Here is a 17571-nt window from a genome sequence, read left to right on the forward strand (position 1 = left end):
CAGCGTCAATTCCATCGTTGATTTTCCATTGCTGAGGTACACCCGATGAAAGCCTGGATCTGCCTGCCACTGCTCGCCCTCGTTCTCTCAGGCTGCGCGGGAAAAACCGCCTATCGCGACAGCTGCGCCACCAACCTGGATGCCGCCTGGCACGAATTGGACCTGGCCAAGGCCGAAGGCTTTGCCGGGACCGTCAGCTACTCGAAAGCCTTGTCCCTGCTGACCGGCGCCAAAACCCAGCAGCAGTTCGAAGCGTTCGAAGGCTGCAACGAGAAAGCCGAGAAAGCGCGCTTCTACATCCGTGAGTCCCGCGCCGGACGTTGAGTCTGGTCGTGATGTTCCGGGCTCACGCGGATGGTTTTTGACTCTGGGCGCAGCCCATGGGAGCCGGCTTGCTGGCGAAAGCGTCAGGTCAGACAAATAATGGATGTCGACCTGTGTGCCGCCTTCGCCAGCAAGCCAGCTCCCACGCCTTCGGCATAAGCGTGTCGAGGTCCTCTCTCGACGTATCGTCAGCACTGCGTTCAGCCACCCCTCTTGTCAAATCCTCCCGATTCCGCTCATCCGCGCTGGCGAAAACGCCTACGCTGACTTTAAAGTGGCTGCACGTCTGGCATCTGCCGCAATCCTACGAGTCAAGCGCTGTCGCCTGGGGAGGCTTTCCGATGGGCAGAAAACTGGATGCGTGTCTCAACGCAATCAATGAAGTGGTGTTGGGCAAGGAACCGCAAGTTCGTCTGGCGCTGACATGTCTTCTGGGCGGCGGGCATCTGCTGATCGAAGATTTGCCCGGCATGGGCAAGACCACCCTCAGCCATACCCTAGCGCGGGTGCTGGGGCTGAGCTTCCAGCGCATTCAATTCACCTCTGATCTACTACCGGGCGACATTCTCGGCACGTCGGTCTTCGACCGGGAAACCGGGCAATTCACCTTCCATCCCGGGCCAATCTTCGCCGAACTGGTGCTGGCGGACGAAATCAATCGCGCCACGCCCAAAAGCCAGAGCGCATTGCTCGAAGCCATGGAAGAAGGGCAGGTGACCCTCGAAGGCGCTACCCGCGTGTTGCCTGACCCGTTTTTCGTCATCGCCACGCAAAACCCGTTCAGTCAGGGCGGGACCTTCGCACTGCCCGAATCGCAGCTGGACCGCTTCCTGATGCGCCTGTCACTGGGCTACCCCGCGCGCTCGGCCGAGAAAGCCTTGTTGCTGGGCGAGTCTCGTCGGGAGTTGTTGCCGCGTATCGAGCCGATCATCGACCACAGCGAGTTGGCAGCGTTGCAGGAAGAGGCTCGTCGCGTACGGGCCAGCGATGCGCTGGTGGATTATGTGTTGCGGCTGGTGGACGCCACGCGCAGTCAGCCGCAGTTCGCCTACGGCCTGTCACCCCGGGCAAGCCTGGCAATCCTCTCGGCGGCGCGGGCCTGGGCCTTGCTGATCGGTCGCGATTACGTGATTCCGGAAGACGTCCAGGCGATTCTGCCGGCGGTGATCGGCCATCGTCTGCGCGACCGCAGCGATCCCACCGGGCATGGCGGCGGGGCGTTGGTTCAAGGGTTGCTGCGTGAGGTGCCGGTGCTGTGATGCCACAGTTCAAACCGTTCTGGCAGCGCTGGGTGGGACGTCGCATTCCTCCAGCCTCCCGGATCGAGCTGGATCATCGCCGAATCTTCATCCTGCCGACCCGGGCGGGCAGCACCTTCATGCTCGTGCTGTTTCTGCTGTTGCTGGTGTCGATCAACTACCAGAACAGCCTTGCCTACGGCCTGACCTTCCTCATGACCTCGGTGGGCATCCTTGGCATTCTGCACACCTATCGAAACTTCAGCGGCCTGGTGCTCAGCGCCGGCCACGCCCGTTCGGTGTTCGTCGGCGAACCGGTGCAACTGCGCCTGCGTCTGGAAAGCGCGTCGAACGGCCATCAGGCCATCGCGCTTGGCTGGGACAGCGAGAGACTTGAGCAGACCGACGTCGAATCCGAGCAGCAGGTGGACGTGGCGCTGACCTTGCCAGCGGTCAACCGCGGCTGGTTGCGGGCCCCGCGTTTGCGGGTCGAGAGCGTGTTTCCCCTCGGCATCTTCCGCGCCTGGACGTGGCTGGATCTGGAGCAGACCGTGCTGGTTTATCCGCGTCCAATTCCAGGTAGCCTGCCGCTCCTGCAAGGGGTTCAGCCTCACGCCGAAGACGATGGACAGGCCACCCATGGCCAGGGCGTCGACGACTATCAGGGGCTGCGCACCTGGCAGCCGGGCGACTCCATGCGCCGCCTGCACTGGAAAGCCTGGTCGCGGGGGCAGGGGCTGATGGTCAAGGAGTTCACAGACCTCAGCGGCCATGACTTGTGCCTGGATTTCATGGCCCTGGGCGGCGACATCGAAGAGCGGCTTTCGCGCCTGTGCTATTGGGTACTGGAGCTGTCGCAGCGGCAGCAGCCGTTCGCCTTACGCTTGCCCGGTTTCCTTTCGGCGGTGGACAGCGGCGATGCCCATCGCGAGGCCTGCCTGCGGCAACTGGCGCTGTACGGGGTGCGGGCATGAAGGCGGCACGGGCATGACCTCCACCCAGCTCGCCCAGCCGATCCCCAGGGTCAGCCTCAATTGGCTGCTGATCGCCCAGGCGCTGGTGATCGTCCCGTTTTCGCTGCATATCCCCGTGGCGCTGGTGGTGCTGTGGCTGGTGTGCAGTTTCTGGCGCATTCAAATATTCCGCATGCGCGTGCGGATGCCCGGCACCTGGATCAAATCCGGACTGCTGGTGGGAACAGCGGGCGGGATCTTTCTGGCGCGGGGCAGCCTGGTGGGCCTGGATGCCGGGGCCGCGCTGCTGATCGCCGCATTCATCCTCAAGATGCTGGAAATGCAGACGCGACGGGATGCGCTGGTGCTGATCTTTCTCGGCTTCTTTTGCGTGGCGGTCGGCTATCTGTTCGAAGACGCGCTGCTGTGGGGGCTGTTCACCCTGTTACCAGTGACGGCATTGCTCGCGGGGCTGATCGGCCTGCAACAGTCCAGCCTCTCCAGCAAACCGGCGGGCACATTGAAATTGGCGATCAAACTGCTGCTGCAGGCCGTGCCATTGATGCTGCTGTTATTTCTGTTCTTTCCCCGTCTCGACCCTTTGTGGTCGCTGCCGCAGCCGAGCAATAAAGGGCTGACCGGGCTTTCCGACAGCATGTCGCCGGGGGACGTGGCCGAGCTGAGCCAATCGGCGGCGCTGGTGTTCCGGGCCAGCTTCGAGGGACCGGTGCCGCCACGTCATCAGCAATACTGGCGCGGTTTGACGCTGGAGCAGTTCGACGGAAGACGCTGGTCACAGTCGTCCCGCGCGCTGGTGCCGGATGCCCCGGACTGGCACAAGACCGGCGAGAAGATCAGCTACAGCGTGGTCATGGAACCCAGCGGCAAGCCGTGGCTGATGACGCTGGACGTCGGCGAAACGGACCTCGCCGGTGTGCGCCAGATGAGCGACTTTCGCTGGCAGCGTCGACGGCCCATCGAGCAATCGGTGCTGTACAGCGTCGATGCCTGGCCCGACGCGGTGCGAGAGACCCGCCTGGGCGACAGCGCCCGATCCCAGGATCTGCAACTGCCTGCCAAGGGCAATCCGCAAGCGCGGGAGTGGGCGGCGGACCTGCACCAGCGCTACCCAAAACCCGAGGCACTGGTGGACGGCCTGCTGACGTATTTCACGGAACAGCCGTTCCGCTACACGCTGAAGCCGCCCACGCTCGGGCCCAATGGCATCGACGATTTCCTGTTCGGCAGCCGCGCCGGTTTCTGTGAGCATTACGCAGGGGCCATGACGTTTGTCCTGCGCGCGGCAGGCATTCCGGCACGGGTCGTGGCGGGGTATCAGGGCGGCGAGCTGAACCCGGATGGCAACTACATCAGCGTGCGCCAGTTCGATGCCCACGCCTGGGTCGAGTATTGGCAGGCGGGCGTTGGCTGGCGCAGTGTCGACCCGACTGCAGCCGTGTCGCCGGCGCGGATCGAACAGGGGTTAGAGGCCGCGTTGGGCGCCGATGAGGAGTTTCTCGCCGATTCGCCGATGTCGGTGTTGCGCTATCGGCACCTGGCCTGGATCAATTCGATTCGCCTCAGTTGGGATAACCTCAATTACGGTTGGCAGCGCTGGGTGCTGGGCTATCAAGGGCAACAGCAATTGCAGGTGCTGGGCCGCTGGTTCTCGGGTTTTCAGGCACCGGTGTTCGCCGGTGGCGCGCTAGTGATCCTCGGGATCGTAGCGCTGTGGCTGTTCAAACCGTGGCAACGGGAGAGCGACTCGCAACTGCGGCTGTTCAATGCGTTCGAACGACTGCTCGCCCGGCACGGTCTAAAACGCCAACCGGGGGAGGGCGCTCGGGCGTTCGCGATACGCGCCGCTCAGCGCTTCCCGGCGCAGGCTGAGGCCATTGAAGGGTTCGCCCAGGCGTTCGAAGCCCAGCGCTATGCCGGGGTGTCCAGCTCGGCCGGGCAGCTGCGCCGCCGTCTGAAACACCTGCGTCGCTGTTTGCCCTGGCGCTTGTCGGTGGTTAAAGACAAGCAGCCTTAATCAACCTTCAAGGAGTCCTCGATGTCTGCCATGGTCGATCACCTGATCGCCGAGATTTTCAGTCTCAACGTCAAACTGCTGGCCTGCCATGCGCGACTGGCCGCGTCCACCGACAGCGAGGCGTTGCATGATCTGCGCACCACCGTGCGGCGCCTGCGCAGTGTGTTGCGGCCGTTGCGTGGCTTGCCGGGGCTGGATCAGGTGGAAGAGGCGGCCAAGGGGGTCGGCGATCTGACCACGCCGCTGCGGGATATGCAGGTGCTGGCGGCGTTTCTCGCCGAACAGGGCGAGCAGCAGGCGGCGCTGAAGCGGGCGAATCACCTGAAAATCGCATGCCCTCAAGTGGCCACGTCGGCCGAGTTGAACCGTCTGTTTGGTGTGCTCGATCAACTGCCCTCGTTCCTGCGCACTCAACAGCGTCATGGCTTGCTGAAGAAGCTGCGCCAGCGCATCGAAAAACGCCTGGACAAGCAATGGAAGAAACTGCGCGAAGCCATGGCTGATCCCGCCCACGACCGCCACCGTCTTCGGCTGTTGATCAAGCGCGTGCGCTACGCGGCGGAGGCGTATCCCGAATTGAGCCATCAACCCGACGGCATGCAAAAACGCCTCAAGGCCGCCCAAGGCGCATTGGGCGATTGGCATGATCACTTGCAATGGCTCGCTCAGGCCGAGCAACATCAGGACCTCGCGCCCTGCGTGGCCGGCTGGCAGTCGGGGATCCTGCGCGCCGAAGCAAAATCGGACAAAGCGCTGGATAAACTGGCCCACGCCTGTTTCGGTGATTCGCGCAGGCACTGATCCCGATCAAGCCGCAGAATTGGCAGTTATAAGCGCTGTTCAGGAGGCGGCGTCTCGCTAAGATCCGGGCATCTTTCCTGTGCGTCTCACGGAGTGCCCATGACCTTTTCCGAATTACTCGACGCCGTTCGCGACCATCCCCAGGAGGTGACCATTCCAGCGTCCTGGTCCCAAGGGCGCTCCTGTTTTGGCGGCCTGATGGCGGCCCTGCAATTCGAGGCCATGCGCGCAAGAGTGCCCGCCGACCGCCCCGTGCGCTCGCTGGCGATCAGCTTTGTCGGGCCGCTGGCCATCGATATGCCGATTTCGTTCGAGGTGGAAATCCTGCGGGAGGGCAAGGCCGTCAGTCAGGTGCTGGGCCGTGCCGTGCAGAATGGCGAGACGGTGACGTTGATCCAGGGCAGTTTTGGCGCACCCCGCGAGTCGTCGATTGCGGTCGTGGCCGAGCCTGCACCTGTGCTGAAACCGGCGGATGAGGTGGCGCCGTTTCCGTTCAGGGCGGGTGTGATGCCGGACTACATGCGCTATATCGAAATGCGTTGGGCACTGGGCGGTTTGCCTTACAGTGGCACCCCTTCACGGGTGATGGGCGGGTATGCACGGCTGCGGGATGTCGAGGAAGCGCCGCTGACTGAGGCCCATTTGCTGGCGCTGGTGGATACTTGGCCGCCCGCCGTTTTGCCGCACCTGAGCAAACCGGCACCCGGCAGCTCGCTGACCTGGACGATAGAGTTCGTGCAACCGTTGCCAGCGATGACGACTCATGACTGGACGCTCTACAAGGCAGTGATCGAACACGCAAGGGATGGCTACGGACATGTTGCAGCGGGGTTATGGACGCCGAGCGGCGAGTTGGTCGCGATCAGCCGGCAGACGGTGACCGTGTTCGGGTAGAACGCGTGAAGCGGAAAAGGATGAGCGACAGCAAAAACCCGAGACCGTTATTGGCCTCGGGTTTTGATGGCTTGGGCGGCGATGAGCCCGAGAATCCCGATGCCTGCCGACGCAACGCTGGCACTCAGCGCACCGTCGAGCAACAACAGGCCCGACACAATTGACAGTGGAAACGCCAGGGACGACAGCACCCGATTCGAGGACAGCCCGTATTTATGGGCCGAGGAGAAAACCTCTTCAAGGTGCAGGTTTGCAATGAATTTGGGCATGACGCGTGACCTCACAAAGCCTAATAAGAACCGTTTTCGATGAGGTGAGAATAGGCCCGGCCGGACGTAACAGCGAATCGAGGATTGCTATGGGTGTGATAGCCGGGATGCGCAAAAGTTATCGGCTGCTCTCCGCGCTTGCAGTGCCTTCACAGTCTCGGGTAACGCACTGCACACGCCTGGCCACAAATCACGTAGGAGCCGCCGGAGGAATGACGGCTGCGAAGGTGTGAGTCCTGGTTTGGGCGCGTTATCCCTGCACCTTCAACTGCCCAATTGCCGTGTTCAGCTCTCCCGCCAATGTCGCCAGTTCATCGCTGGTGCTGGCCGAGGCCACCGTCTGGTTCACGGTGCGTTCGGTGGCGTCGCGGATGCTGACCACCGCGCGGTTCATTTCTTCCGCTACCTGACTCTGCTGCTGCGCCGCGACGGCAATCTGCGTGTTGCTTTCGCGCATCTGCGCCACGGCCTCTGTGATCGCGGCGAGGGCGGCGCCGGCTTCCTGCGCGTGTTGCACGCAGTCGTCGGCCTTGTAGGAACTCTCTTGCATAAAGTCCACCGCATCACGGGTGCCGGCCTGCAATGCCGAAACCATGGTGGTGATTTCGTCAGTCGAGCTTTGTACGCGTTTCGCCAGGTTGCGCACCTCATCGGCGACCACGGCAAAGCCGCGGCCCATTTCCCCGGCCCTGGCCGCCTCGATGGCTGCATTCAGCGCAAGCAGGTTGGTCTGTTCGGCAATGCTGTGGATCACATTGACCACGCTATTGATTTTCTGGCTGTCTTCGGCCAGGCGCTGAATCATCCCGGCCGTCTGCTGCACGCCGCTGGACAGTCCGGCGATCGAGCTCTGCACCCGATCCACCACGGTTTTGCCGCTGCCCGCCAATGCGTCGGCGTTCTGCGATTGATCGCGGGTGGCGTTGGCGTGTTGCGCGATGTGGTGGACCGTGGCGGTCATTTCGTTGATCGCTGTCGCCACCTGATCGGTTTCACTTTGTTGGCCGAGCATGCCCTCGCGCACGTCGCTCATGCCCGTGGCCAAGAGCACGGCGCCTTGATCCAAACGCGCCGCCGACTGTGCAACGGTGCCGACGATGCGCTGATACCCGGCCTGCATCGCATTGAACGCCTTGGCCATCTGCCCGACTTCGTCCTCACCCGCCAGTGCCGCCCGCGCCGAGAGATCGCCGCTGCGCTCGACATGCAGCATCACATCTTTGAGGGTATTGAGGTGGGTCAGCAGGAAGCGGATCAACAATTGCGACGCGCTCAGCATGGCCAGCATCAGCACCAAAACGGCCAGTGCATATTCGGTGAAATGCTCGGCCAGCAATTGACTGAACGCCGGTGGGGCGGGGAGGGGGTCAATTGTCGGGACTGGCAGCCCGGCCGGCCATGCCGCCACCCACTGAGCCTGTGCCTCAGCCGCGACCCTGGCGTCCTCCGCGCGACTGTGCTGCTCCAGATTCAGCGCATAGAGCACCAACAGCAACGTCGTAATAAAGGCGACGGCATTCACCGCCCAGAACTTGTATTTCAGCGAAAGATTGCTCAACCAGCGGCCCATGAGGAAGCTCTTCTGTGATTGCACGTGATAAGGCAAGGTGCCATCAGTGTCTCAGCTGTGCAGGACGGAAGCGTTGATCTGTATCAATGGCGAGTGTCGCGTGGGCGTCCAATCAACGGACGTCTGCCGCCAACTCTGTAGGAGCCGCCGGAGGCACGACGGCCGCGATGGGGCCTGCTCAGTCGCAGGCGTGTCGTCTGGCACCCCGCTATCGCGGCCGTCGTGCCTCCGGCGGCTCCTACAGAGATCGCGGGCGTTGGGAGCTGGTTGATCTGTATCGATGCCTGTAGACGCTAGCGCCTCGAGGCAGACATGTGCCCGCGGCTCCTACAGAGATCGCGGGTGCTGGGAGCTGGTTGATTTGTATCGATGCCGATAGACGCAAGCGCTTCAAGGCAGACATGTGCCAGCGAATCCGTAGGAGCCGCCGGAGATCGCGGGTGCTGGGAGTTCGTTGAGCTCGGCAGTCGGTTACAGCGTCGGCAGCGAAAAGAATGCTTGCGCGCAGGCGGTGGTGTGGGCGGCGAGGTCTTCGGGGGTTTCGCTTCGGTGCAATGCCACCTCTCGCAACACCTCCGGCAGATAGGCCGGCTCGTTGCGGCCGTTTTTCGGTTTCGGCCGCAGGGTCCGCGGTAGCAAATACGGCGCGTCACTTTCCAGCATCAGCCGCCCGCGCGGGATTTCGCGCACCAATGGGTGCAGGTGAGTGCCCCGGCGTTCGTCGCAGATCCAGCCAGTGATGCCAATGTGCAGGTCCAGGTCAAGGTAACTGAACAGCGCGCGTTTTTCGCCGGTGAAACAGTGCACCACAGCGCCAGGCAGGTGATCGCGATAATCACGGAGGATCGCCAACAGCCGCTCGTTGGCATCGCGCTCATGAAGAAAGACCGGCAGGTTCAGGGCTACCGCCAGCGCCAGATGGGCTTCCAGGACTTTTTCCTGCTGCGGGCGAGGGGAGAAGTCGCGATTGAAATCCAGGCCACATTCGCCCACTGCGCGCACCGAATCTTCGAGCAGCAAGGTGTGCAACTGTTTTTCGGTGTCCCGTGTCCAATCGCTCGCCGAATGGGGGTGGACCCCGGCGGTACTGAACAGTCGCTGACCGCTTTGGTCCAGTTGGCGGCACATCTGCAGGGCCTGTTCGCTGCTTTCGACGCTGGTGCCGGTGAGGATCAATTGCCCCACATCGGCGGCGTAGGCGCGATCCAGCACCTCTCGCTCTTTCGAGGCGAAGCTTGGGTTGGTCAGGTTGACGCCGATATCAATTAGTTGCATGGTCATCCTCAGCGAGACGGTTTAAAAACTGCAGCGCATCGGCGATGCTGCGTTAAAGACGGGTTCGGAATGCTCATTTCAGGGGCCTGAACTCCGCTTCCTCAGACGTTGTTGCCTTGCCTAGCCTTCGTTCGCGACGTTTTTACAGCGTCTTGAGGAGGCCGAAAAGACTACCAGAGCGATTGAAGCCATAAAAAATCAAGCAGACGCCACTGCTTGGCATGATTAGCCCCCTGTGATGCCGCCAGCCCAGGCGCGCGCCTGCGGCGAACGCAACTGTCCGTCACAGACTTCAAGCCCGTTTTTTCGGCATTTTCCCGGAGCGTCAATGATCCGAGCCTCACTGATCTCAATGTGTTTGCTGCTCGTCAGCCATCAGGCCAGCGCCCAAACCCCATCGCGCCCCGCTGGGCCTCCGGTGATCGTCAAAAAAACCCAGATTCGCGATCTGTCTGCCATTCGCAGCAGCAAAGTCTTGCGCGTGCTCGTCAACCAGAGCCGCAACAGCTCCGGCGAGGTGCAGGGCGAACCGATTGGTGTGGAATATCGCCGCCTTCAAGCCTTCGAAAAATACCTGAATGGCCATGCCCGTGACGGCCAGAAGGTCTCGATCAAGCTGATCCCCAAAGCCAAAGATCAACTGCTGGCCGCGTTGCAACGGGGCGAGGGTGACCTCGTGGCCCCCGGTGAACTGCTCGATGCCAGCGCCGCCCGTTACGTCGATGCCACCGAACCGGTCGTCAGTCACGTGCCGCTGGTGGTCGTCGGCATGCGGGGTGAGCGGGTCTTCAAGCGCCCGGAGCAACTGTCCGGTCGCACGGTGATGCTGACCAATGGCAGCGCCGCTGATGAAGCCCTTATCCAGCTGAACCAGAAGCTCGCGCTGCGCAAGTTGCCCCCGGTGAACATCGAGTGGGTTGACCCGAGCCTTGCGGTGGAGGACGTACTGGAGATGGTCCAGGCCGGGATTTATCACCTGACCGTGGTCGAGCAGCCGATTGCCGAGCGTTGGGCCCGGGTCATGCCGAAGTTGAGGGTCGACCGTGGGCTGGCCCTCAGCGAGCCAGGGGACATGAACTGGTTCGTGCGCAAGGACGCGGTGATGCTGCACGGGACCATCGACCGATTCCTCGACACCTATGAAGCGCCCGCCAATCAGGACGTCGCCTTCCAGAAGGCTTACAAGGATCTTTATCGCGTGCATTACCCGCTGGCGCGGGACGACCGCGAGCGTCTGGAAAAACTGCGCCCGACCCTGCAACGCCATGCCGACGCGCAGAAGATGGACTGGCTGGACCTCGCCGCGTTGGCGTTCAAGGAGTCCCAGCTCAACCCGAGCGCCAAGGGCGGCAGCGGCGCGACGGGGTTGCTGCAGATCACGCCTTCGGCAGCACAGCGGGTGGGTGTCGGCAATATTCACGATGTCGACGGCAACGTGCAGGCCGCGAGCAAATACCTGGCGATGATCCGTCGCAAGTTCTTCGCCAGCCCCAGAATCAACGAGCGCGAACGCATGGCCTTCACCCTGGCGGCCTATAACCTCGGGCCGGAGCGCGTGCAGGCGATGCGCACCGAAGCGAAACGTCAGGGCCTGAACCCCAATCAGTGGTTTTTCCAGGTCGAGCGGGTGGCGATGGCGCAGGTGGGCATGAATGTGGTCACGTACGTCAACAGCGTGAACAAGTATTACCTGGCGTACGATCAAGAGCGCCGTTCGCTGGAAAGCCCGTCGTCACGCAAGGTAGCGGCTCGGGATTGACGGCGACAGGTCGCTCGCCAGCACCCGACACATCAATTGACAACTCCCGTGCGGCTTCACTACGATGCCGCTCATGCGCCGATTTAAACAGCTACTTGCGGGGCGCCGGGTGTCGTGAACCACGACGCCGAAATACCGCTAAAGCGCTGGTTCGGTGTTGCCTCTCACCGCTGCCCAGCGGAACACTGAGGCAGAGAAAACGACACTATGAGCCGCAATTCCAGCCCCCGCCCCCTCGTCCGTCTGGCGCCCATCGGCAGCCCCTTCAGCCGTCGCAATCCGAAAATCCTTCTGGCCGGTTCTCATCAGCCCACGCTGCTGCGTTACCTCGATGGCTGGCCCCGTCGCCAGCATGGCCCCCATGCCTTCCTCATTCAGTTCATCGACAGCCGCGCGTCGCTGGAGCGGTTCGGCAACGACCAGTTCGATCTCGCCGTGATCCCTTCACCCTCGGTCGAAAACGCCGAAGGGGTGATCCGCCACCTGACGCGCATCGCCCGCCAAGGGCTGATCACCCGGCACTGAATCAGCGTCTCAGGGGCTGCAGCGCTTCACCGGAATGGCTGAGCTTGCGCCCGCCGCGAATGGCATTGGCGTGGCGGCAGTGGGCAACCAGCTGGCTGCGCGAGGTCCAGTCGGTGTTGATGATGTAGAAATTCTGGATGTAGCTGTTTTCGTCCACCGATTCGAACCACTGATTGATCTTGTGGCTCAAGTCGGTGGGTGCATGAAACGGTAGGGAATACTTCGCGCATTGCACGGCATGCAAATAAAAAGCTTCTTTGTACTCCGCGGCCGTTTTATCGATGAACGCCTTGAGGGTGTTGGTGTTGAACAGGTTTTCGCCCGGCCAGCGCTGGCTTACGCCGTCCCAGCCTTCGTCAATCACACTGCCATGGTTGTAGGCGACCACTACATTGCGACCGGGATGCTGTGCCCATAGGTGCTCCAGCGTCCAGCTGCGCAAGTCATTCGGTATGACCCGCGTGCCCAGTTCGTTGAACACCATGGCCTGCAATTGCGCATGGGCCTGATCGGTGAATCCATCAAACTGATGGAAGTCCAGGATAACGATCTCGCGAGCCGCTTCCCCCGAACTTTCCAGTTCGGCGAAGAACTCACGCACCGCCTCAACGATGTCGATCGCCACGGTGCGGCCTGATGAGGTCAGGTGAAACAGCTGGAAGCGGTTGGGATCGCCTTCGGGGTATCGGTCATTGAAGGTAACGCGCAGGTCGAGCGAACGGATGCCCTGGCGCAATTGCTCCAGCGGCGATTCGTCCTGTGCGTATTCTTGAGGGACGCCCAGATTGGGCGATTGTTTGTCGCTGCCCGCGTTGTGCGCGCCTGGCAGGATCAGTTCATCGATGCGTAACTGCTCGATGTCGGGGGTGTCGGCCATCCAGCGCAGATGAGCGGGGGCGTCGATGTAGCGTTGAAAACTATTCATGCTGTCAGTCCTTGACGGGTTGAAAGGCGGCTCTGCGTCGATAAATCCTCAGAGCTCGCCCGGGCGGTTCCTTGCCCTGGAAATCTGTCAAAAGAGTTGCCTCGCTTCGGCATTCGGTCAACCGCAGAAGCCGAGGCAAGCGTTACCCGATGTGTTCCAGCCGCGTTCAGCGCACGCGCAGCACCACACGACCCCGCACCGGGTCTTCATCCAGATGATGGTGCGCCTTGCCGAATTGCTCGAATGGCCAGGTGCGATGAATGTCAGGTTTGAGATGGCCGTTGACGGTCAGTTCGTTGATGACACCCAGCGCGCGTTCCATCGCGATGCTGTTCTGTTCGATCCCCAACTCCGCTTTGCCGGTGAAGTTTTCCAGGCAGTGCACGAAAAAATGAATGTTCTTCTTGAACGCCTGCAAGGCGGGGAAGGGCGTCCGATTGCCACCGCGCAGGCCGTACAACACCAGACTGCCCCGTGGCGCGAGGACGTCGCCGAGCATCGACATTTGCATCCCGCCGAAACCGTCGAACACCGCTTCGATGCCGTGGCCTTGGGTCAGCGCCTCGATGCGCAGGCAGATGTCGTCTTCGTCGGTCACGATCACCCGTTCCGCCCCATTGGCCAAGAGGTACTCGCGGTCCTCGGCGCGCTGGGTAGCGGCGATCACACGCAGGCCGAGCGCCTTGCCCAGTTGTACGAAAGCGATGCCGGGGCTGTAGGCGGCGTCGGTGATCAGTACGGTTTGACCCGCCTGCACCTGTGCGAGGTCGACCAGAGCGAAGTAGGCCAGCAACATTGGCGTGTAATGAACGCTGGCTTCCACCGGCGTCAGCACGTCGGGATAACGCACCAGCGCGTTACGCGGCACCAGCACGTGGTCGCCGCACACCGGGTAGTCGTTGGCGCTCATGGCCTTGAAGCTGGCGACCTTGTCGCCGACTTGCAAATCGGTGACACCGGGACCGATAGCTTCGACGATACCCGCCATTTCGCTGCCGATGCCGGCCGGCAACTGCACCGGGGCGAGGGCCAGGTTTTGTCGCCACAACACATCGTCCCAGCTGATGCCAATGGCTTCGGCACGAACCAGCACCTCCTGATGGCCGGGGGACCGGTCAGGCTGCTCCTCGCAACTGAGCACATCGGCTTTGCCGAAGCGATGAAATTTGATGGCGCGGGACATTTCCAACCTCGACGCATGTGATTAGGGTGGCAATGACTTTACGGATGTAGGGCTTTTGCGACTATTTCTGTCCATCGATACCCGACATGCCTGGGATCAATTGGGGTTTTTCGGCGTGTTCATGTCCCCCACGCCGCCAGCGCGCTGTCGACGAAATGCCTGACTTTGGGCAGTCGGTAGCGGTCTTGCGGGTACATCAGCCACATGGGGCGGCTGGGCGGCTGATAGGCCTGAAGCAACGGAATGAGCGTGCCGGCTTTCAAGTCTTCACTGATCAGCACGTCCGGCAGCATCGCTACGCCCATCCCCGCCAATGCCGCCTGACGCAGGGCCGGCGAGCTGTTGACGATCATCGGCCCGGACACCGGAATGTCCATGACGCCTTCAGGCCCTGTCAGCTTCCACAGCTTGTCGGCGGCGCGCCAGTCGTCGCCTGCGGGGTAGGCGAACGCCAGGCAGCTATGGCCGCGCAGGTCGTCGGCTGTCTGCGGTGTACCTCGGCGCGCCAGGTATTCCGGCGAGGCGCAAATGGTCAGGGTGTAGTCGCGCAGGGGGCGGGCGATCAAGGCGCAAGGTTCAGGGTTGCCCAGGCGGATGGCGGCGTCGAAGCCGTGCTCGATCAGGTCCATCAATTGGTTGCTCAGCACCAGTTCCACCTTGACCTCCGGGTAGCGCTGGGTGAAGTCGCTGAGCATCCTCGGCAAGCGCTCGGCACCGAACGCTGGTGGCGCGGTGAGGCGCAACGTGCCGCTGGGCTGAGTCTGCACGTGTTCGGCCATGCGTTCCGAGTCGCTCACCAGCCCCAGCACTTCGACACACCGGCGGTAATACTGGATGCCGAATTCCGTCAGGTTCTGTCGCCGGGTCGTACGCTGCAAAAGGCTGACACCCAGACGTTGCTCCAGTGCCTTGAGGTGATTGCCCACCATGGTTGTTGACATTTCGCACTGTCGCGCTGCGGCGGTCATGCTGCCGCTTTCCACTACGTTTACGAACACGGTCATTGCCTGGAACACGTCCATTATCAAGTCCTGCTTGAAAGTCACTCAAGAAAGTCGATCTTTATACAGCAAAAAGGGATACCGATACTGTCACCACACCCCACTGCTGGAGCCACGGCCATGAGCGCTGCCTGCCTGATGAACACGTACAAATCGATGCCTTTGAGTTTCGTCAGGGGAGAGGCCGCGCGGCTCTGGGACGATACCGGCCGGCAGTATCTGGATGCGGTGGCGGGCGTGGCGGTGACCAACGTCGGTCATAGCCATCCGCAAATCGTGGCCGCCATCAGCGAACAGGCGGGGCTGCTGCTGCACACGTCCAACCATTACCGCATCGACTGGCAGCAACGGCTGGGCGCCAGACTCGCGCAGCTGTCCGGGCTGGATCAGGCGTTCTTCAACAACTCTGGCGCCGAGGCCAACGAAACTGCGCTCAAGCTGGCGCGCCTTTACGGCTGGGCCAAGGGCATCGAGCGGCCCTTGGTGCTGGTGATGGAAAACGCTTTTCATGGCCGCACGCTCGGAACCCTGTCAGCGAGCGACAACGGCGCGGCGCGCCTGGGATATCAGCAGATGTCCGGCGAGTTCATCAAGGTGCCGTTCGGCGACATGGCCGCGATCAGACAGGCGACTGCGACCTACGGCGAACGCATCGTCGCGGTGATGCTGGAACCGGTGCAGGGCGAAGGCGGCGTGGCCGTGCCGCCGCCGGGATACTTGAAGGCGGTGCGCGTGCATTGCACGCAAAACGGCTGGCTGATGATCCTCGATGAAATCCAGACCGGCATCGGACGGACCGGGCGCTGGTTTGCGTATCAGCACGATGGCATCGTCCCGGACGTCGTCACCCTCGCCAAAGCGCTGGGCAACGGTATTCCCATTGGCGCGTGTCTCGCGACCACCGCCGTCGCCCGGCTGTTCACCCCCGGCAGCCACGGCAGCACCTTCGGCGGCAATCCGCTGGCGTGCCAGGTTGGCTGCACGGTGTTGGACATCATCGAACGCGAGGCCTTGCTAGACAACGCGGCCGGGCAGGGCGAACGGCTGCTGACGCTCTTGCGTGATGCCCTGGCCGGACATCCGAACGTGGCGCAGGTGCGCGGACTGGGGCTGATGGTGGGCGTTGAATTGACGGCGCCGGTGCGGGATCTGGGCCTGATGGCAGCGCGGGATTACGGGGTGTTGATCAACGTGACGCGGGGCCAGACCATTCGGCTGTTGCCGCCGTTGATCATTGATGAGGCGGATGTGGAGCGGATCGTGGCGGCTGTGCTGGGCGTGTTGGGTGGAACGGGCAGGGATTGATGCTGTTTCGTCTGGCGAGGTGTGCCAGGCAGACCGTGTGCACAGGGTTTGCTATCGCTTCGCGACAGATCGCGAGCAAGCTTGCTCCCACGGCCTTTGGCCGGAAGCAGAAGCCATGGCCGCGTCGTGCCCAGCTTCTGCCGAAGGCGTGGGACTGCCGGGGTGGCGTCCCACCTTGCCTGATCTGCCGGAAACCGGCAGTCATATCAGACACCCCGGTTGTATCCGGCAGACCTTATTTCTCCGCCGACAACGTCATGATCATCGCGGCAGACAGGTACAACCTCGGCGCGATGCTGGTCAGGTCGGAATATTCGTCATCGGCATGCAGCCCTGCGCCCACCACCCCTAACGTCTCCAATACGGCCGGTTTCTGGCTGTCCGGAACGTAGGCGTAACCGGCGTCGGTACCGAAGCGCATGGCGATCGGTTCGATGGTACGGCCGATCCTGCCGTACAGAGTCTGTGCCGTTTTGGCGAGGTCTTCGCTGGCGGGGTTTTTCACTAAAGGCGGGCGGCCTTTGTCGAGCCGGAATATGACGTCAGTGCCGTCGATCAGGCGGTCTTTGACGATGCGCTGACCGTCGGCCAGCACCCGATCCGATTCGCTCAAGTCCGAATAGCGCATGTCGCCTTCGGCAGCGGCGCTGGAGGGGATGATGTTGCGCTTTTCACCGCCCTTGATCAGCGTCCAGTTCACGGTCGTGCCCTTGGACGGGTCGCCCAAGTCCTTCAGTTGAACCAGTTGATGGGCCAGTTCCATGGCTGCGTTGCGTCCCGCCTCGGGGGCCGATCCGGCGTGTGACGACTTGCCTTTGACGTCGACAAACACGCCGTTGATGCCGTTGGTGGCGACGGTCACGGCATCCTTGTCCGGCGGCTCGTACGAGAACACGTAGTCGTGCTTGCGTGCCAAGTCGGCGATGAGCTGTTTCGAGCCTGCCGAGCCGGTTTCTTCATCAGGGTTGAACAGCACGGTGATCGTGCCGAAGCGTTTGAATTTTTGATCCTGCAGCAGTTTCAAGGAATGCAGCACCATCGCCACGCCGCCTTTGGCATCCGCGACGCCGGGTCCGTAGGCGCGGTCGCCTTCGATGCGGAACGGCCGTTTGGCGGCGGTGCCGGGACCGAACACCGTGTCGTAATGGATCATGAGCAGGAAGGTTTTGCTGCCCGTGCCTTTGATCGTACCGACGATGTTGTCGCCGGCAGAAGGCGTGGCGGGGGTGGTCTCGACGGTCGCCCCCAAGGCCTTGAGGCGATCGACCAGCACCGCGCTGACCGTCTTCAGACCGGGGGCCTGGCCCGTGCCGGTGTCGATGTCCACCAGTTGTTTGACGGTCGCCAAGTACGGCTTCTGTTCGGCTTCGGCTTGTTTCAGCAGTTGATCAGATGGCAGGTCGGCGGCAAAGGCCATGGAACACAGGAGCGAGGCGGCCACGGCGGTCGTCAGGGAAGAACGTCGAACGAGCATGCTGGATCCCTCAGATGATGTGCGAGTCTTGAAGGGGCTG

Annotated in this window: 16 protein-coding genes; 9 read left to right on the top strand and 7 right to left on the bottom strand. The window is 62.3% G+C overall.

Annotation, left to right across the window (positions count from 1 at the left end; genetic code table 11):
• The first annotated feature begins 45 nt into the window (after nucleotides 1-45).
• The 6 genes from B3N48_RS20475 to B3N48_RS20500 all read left to right on the top strand — a co-directional run bounded on the left by B3N48_RS20475 (nucleotide 46) and on the right by B3N48_RS20500 (nucleotide 6245).
• Nucleotides 46-324: a hypothetical protein gene (locus B3N48_RS20475; RefSeq protein ID WP_296186975.1), complete on the top strand. Its 279-nt coding sequence runs from the start codon at nucleotides 46-48 to the stop codon at nucleotides 322-324.
• 341 nt (nucleotides 325-665) lie between these two features.
• Nucleotides 666-1583, top strand: a complete 918-nt coding sequence (locus tag B3N48_RS20480; protein WP_296186977.1) for an AAA family ATPase — start codon at nucleotides 666-668, stop codon at nucleotides 1581-1583.
• Nucleotides 1583-2536, top strand: coding sequence for a DUF58 domain-containing protein (locus tag B3N48_RS20485; RefSeq protein ID WP_414704263.1), 954 nt, complete (start codon nucleotides 1583-1585; stop codon nucleotides 2534-2536). The genes B3N48_RS20480 and B3N48_RS20485 overlap by 1 nt, the downstream gene beginning before the upstream one ends.
• A gap of 13 nt (nucleotides 2537-2549) precedes the next feature.
• A complete protein-coding gene (locus tag B3N48_RS20490) occupies nucleotides 2550-4550 on the top strand; it encodes a transglutaminase TgpA family protein (RefSeq protein WP_296186982.1) in 2001 nt (666 codons plus the stop codon).
• A 21-nt stretch (nucleotides 4551-4571) separates the two neighbouring features.
• Nucleotides 4572-5351: a CHAD domain-containing protein gene (locus B3N48_RS20495; RefSeq protein ID WP_296186984.1), complete on the top strand. Its 780-nt coding sequence runs from the start codon at nucleotides 4572-4574 to the stop codon at nucleotides 5349-5351.
• A gap of 99 nt (nucleotides 5352-5450) precedes the next feature.
• A complete protein-coding gene (locus B3N48_RS20500) occupies nucleotides 5451-6245 on the top strand; it encodes an acyl-CoA thioesterase (RefSeq protein ID WP_296186985.1) in 795 nt (264 codons plus the stop codon).
• Between the two features lie 47 nt (nucleotides 6246-6292).
• On the opposite strand, the gene B3N48_RS20505 is transcribed toward B3N48_RS20500, so the two are convergent.
• The 3 genes from B3N48_RS20505 to B3N48_RS20515 all read right to left on the bottom strand — a co-directional run bounded on the left by B3N48_RS20505 (nucleotide 6293) and on the right by B3N48_RS20515 (nucleotide 9359).
• Complete coding sequence (locus tag B3N48_RS20505; protein WP_296186987.1) at nucleotides 6293-6514, bottom strand: hypothetical protein; 222 nt, start codon at nucleotides 6512-6514, stop codon at nucleotides 6293-6295.
• 250 nt (nucleotides 6515-6764) lie between these two features.
• Nucleotides 6765-8084 carry a methyl-accepting chemotaxis protein gene (locus tag B3N48_RS20510; RefSeq protein ID WP_296186988.1) on the bottom strand — a complete coding sequence of 440 codons (1320 nt, stop codon included), beginning with the start codon at nucleotides 8082-8084 and terminating at the stop codon, nucleotides 6765-6767.
• A gap of 471 nt (nucleotides 8085-8555) precedes the next feature.
• Nucleotides 8556-9359 (bottom strand): TatD family hydrolase, encoded by an 804-nt coding sequence (locus B3N48_RS20515; protein WP_296186990.1) that lies wholly within the window; start codon nucleotides 9357-9359, stop codon nucleotides 8556-8558.
• 328 nt (nucleotides 9360-9687) lie between these two features.
• Between B3N48_RS20515 and B3N48_RS20520 the strand changes: the two genes are divergently transcribed.
• Together B3N48_RS20520 and B3N48_RS20525 are read left to right on the top strand one after the other, a co-directional pair.
• Nucleotides 9688-11118 carry a transglycosylase SLT domain-containing protein gene (locus B3N48_RS20520; protein ID WP_296186992.1) on the top strand — a complete coding sequence of 477 codons (1431 nt, stop codon included), beginning with the start codon at nucleotides 9688-9690 and terminating at the stop codon, nucleotides 11116-11118.
• Between the two features lie 207 nt (nucleotides 11119-11325).
• A complete protein-coding gene (locus B3N48_RS20525) occupies nucleotides 11326-11643 on the top strand; it encodes a class I SAM-dependent methyltransferase (protein ID WP_296186994.1) in 318 nt (105 codons plus the stop codon).
• A gap of 1 nt (nucleotide 11644) precedes the next feature.
• Here the strand turns inward: B3N48_RS20525 and B3N48_RS20530 are convergent, their stop codons facing one another.
• The 3 genes from B3N48_RS20530 to B3N48_RS20540 form a co-directional block, all read right to left on the bottom strand.
• Nucleotides 11645-12568, bottom strand: a complete 924-nt coding sequence (locus B3N48_RS20530; RefSeq protein ID WP_296186995.1) for a hypothetical protein — start codon at nucleotides 12566-12568, stop codon at nucleotides 11645-11647.
• Nucleotides 12569-12734: 166 nt separating this feature from the next.
• Entirely contained in the window at nucleotides 12735-13751 is a 1017-nt protein-coding gene (locus B3N48_RS20535; RefSeq protein ID WP_296186996.1) for a zinc-dependent alcohol dehydrogenase family protein, read from the bottom strand.
• A 119-nt stretch (nucleotides 13752-13870) separates the two neighbouring features.
• Nucleotides 13871-14773, bottom strand: a complete 903-nt coding sequence (locus B3N48_RS20540) for a LysR family transcriptional regulator (RefSeq protein ID WP_296186998.1) — start codon at nucleotides 14771-14773, stop codon at nucleotides 13871-13873.
• A 99-nt stretch (nucleotides 14774-14872) separates the two neighbouring features.
• On the opposite strand from B3N48_RS20540, the gene B3N48_RS20545 reads away from it, so the two are divergent.
• Nucleotides 14873-16057, top strand: coding sequence for an aspartate aminotransferase family protein (locus B3N48_RS20545; protein ID WP_296187000.1), 1185 nt, complete (start codon nucleotides 14873-14875; stop codon nucleotides 16055-16057).
• A gap of 235 nt (nucleotides 16058-16292) precedes the next feature.
• Here B3N48_RS20545 and B3N48_RS20550 read toward each other — a convergent pair whose 3' ends face one another.
• Complete coding sequence (locus B3N48_RS20550) at nucleotides 16293-17531, bottom strand: M20/M25/M40 family metallo-hydrolase (RefSeq protein ID WP_296187001.1); 1239 nt, start codon at nucleotides 17529-17531, stop codon at nucleotides 16293-16295.
• Between the last annotated feature and the right edge of the window lie 40 nt (nucleotides 17532-17571).

The organism is Pseudomonas sp. UBA1879, assembly GCF_002338065.1.
Lineage (GTDB): Bacteria > Pseudomonadota > Gammaproteobacteria > Pseudomonadales > Pseudomonadaceae > Aquipseudomonas.

What these genes read in the sequence shown, in the direction of transcription:
- B3N48_RS20475 (WP_296186975.1), top strand. Translation starts at nt 46, where the DNA reads ATGAAAGCCTGGATCTGCCTGCCACTGCTCGCCCTCGTTCTCTCAGGC.
- B3N48_RS20480 (WP_296186977.1), top strand. Translation starts at nt 666, where the DNA reads ATGGGCAGAAAACTGGATGCGTGTCTCAACGCAATCAATGAAGTGGTG.
- B3N48_RS20485 (WP_414704263.1), top strand. Translation starts at nt 1,583, where the DNA reads ATGCCACAGTTCAAACCGTTCTGGCAGCGCTGGGTGGGACGTCGCATT.
- B3N48_RS20490 (WP_296186982.1), top strand. Translation starts at nt 2,550, where the DNA reads ATGACCTCCACCCAGCTCGCCCAGCCGATCCCCAGGGTCAGCCTCAAT.
- B3N48_RS20495 (WP_296186984.1), top strand. Translation starts at nt 4,572, where the DNA reads ATGTCTGCCATGGTCGATCACCTGATCGCCGAGATTTTCAGTCTCAAC.
- B3N48_RS20500 (WP_296186985.1), top strand. Translation starts at nt 5,451, where the DNA reads ATGACCTTTTCCGAATTACTCGACGCCGTTCGCGACCATCCCCAGGAG.
- B3N48_RS20505 (WP_296186987.1), bottom strand. Translation starts at nt 6,514, where the DNA reads ATGCCCAAATTCATTGCAAACCTGCACCTTGAAGAGGTTTTCTCCTCG.
- B3N48_RS20510 (WP_296186988.1), bottom strand. Translation starts at nt 8,084, where the DNA reads ATGGGCCGCTGGTTGAGCAATCTTTCGCTGAAATACAAGTTCTGGGCG.
- B3N48_RS20515 (WP_296186990.1), bottom strand. Translation starts at nt 9,359, where the DNA reads ATGCAACTAATTGATATCGGCGTCAACCTGACCAACCCAAGCTTCGCC.
- B3N48_RS20520 (WP_296186992.1), top strand. Translation starts at nt 9,688, where the DNA reads ATGATCCGAGCCTCACTGATCTCAATGTGTTTGCTGCTCGTCAGCCAT.
- B3N48_RS20525 (WP_296186994.1), top strand. Translation starts at nt 11,326, where the DNA reads ATGAGCCGCAATTCCAGCCCCCGCCCCCTCGTCCGTCTGGCGCCCATC.
- B3N48_RS20530 (WP_296186995.1), bottom strand. Translation starts at nt 12,568, where the DNA reads ATGAATAGTTTTCAACGCTACATCGACGCCCCCGCTCATCTGCGCTGG.
- B3N48_RS20535 (WP_296186996.1), bottom strand. Translation starts at nt 13,751, where the DNA reads ATGTCCCGCGCCATCAAATTTCATCGCTTCGGCAAAGCCGATGTGCTC.
- B3N48_RS20540 (WP_296186998.1), bottom strand. Translation starts at nt 14,773, where the DNA reads ATGGACGTGTTCCAGGCAATGACCGTGTTCGTAAACGTAGTGGAAAGC.
- B3N48_RS20545 (WP_296187000.1), top strand. Translation starts at nt 14,873, where the DNA reads ATGAGCGCTGCCTGCCTGATGAACACGTACAAATCGATGCCTTTGAGT.
- B3N48_RS20550 (WP_296187001.1), bottom strand. Translation starts at nt 17,531, where the DNA reads ATGCTCGTTCGACGTTCTTCCCTGACGACCGCCGTGGCCGCCTCGCTC.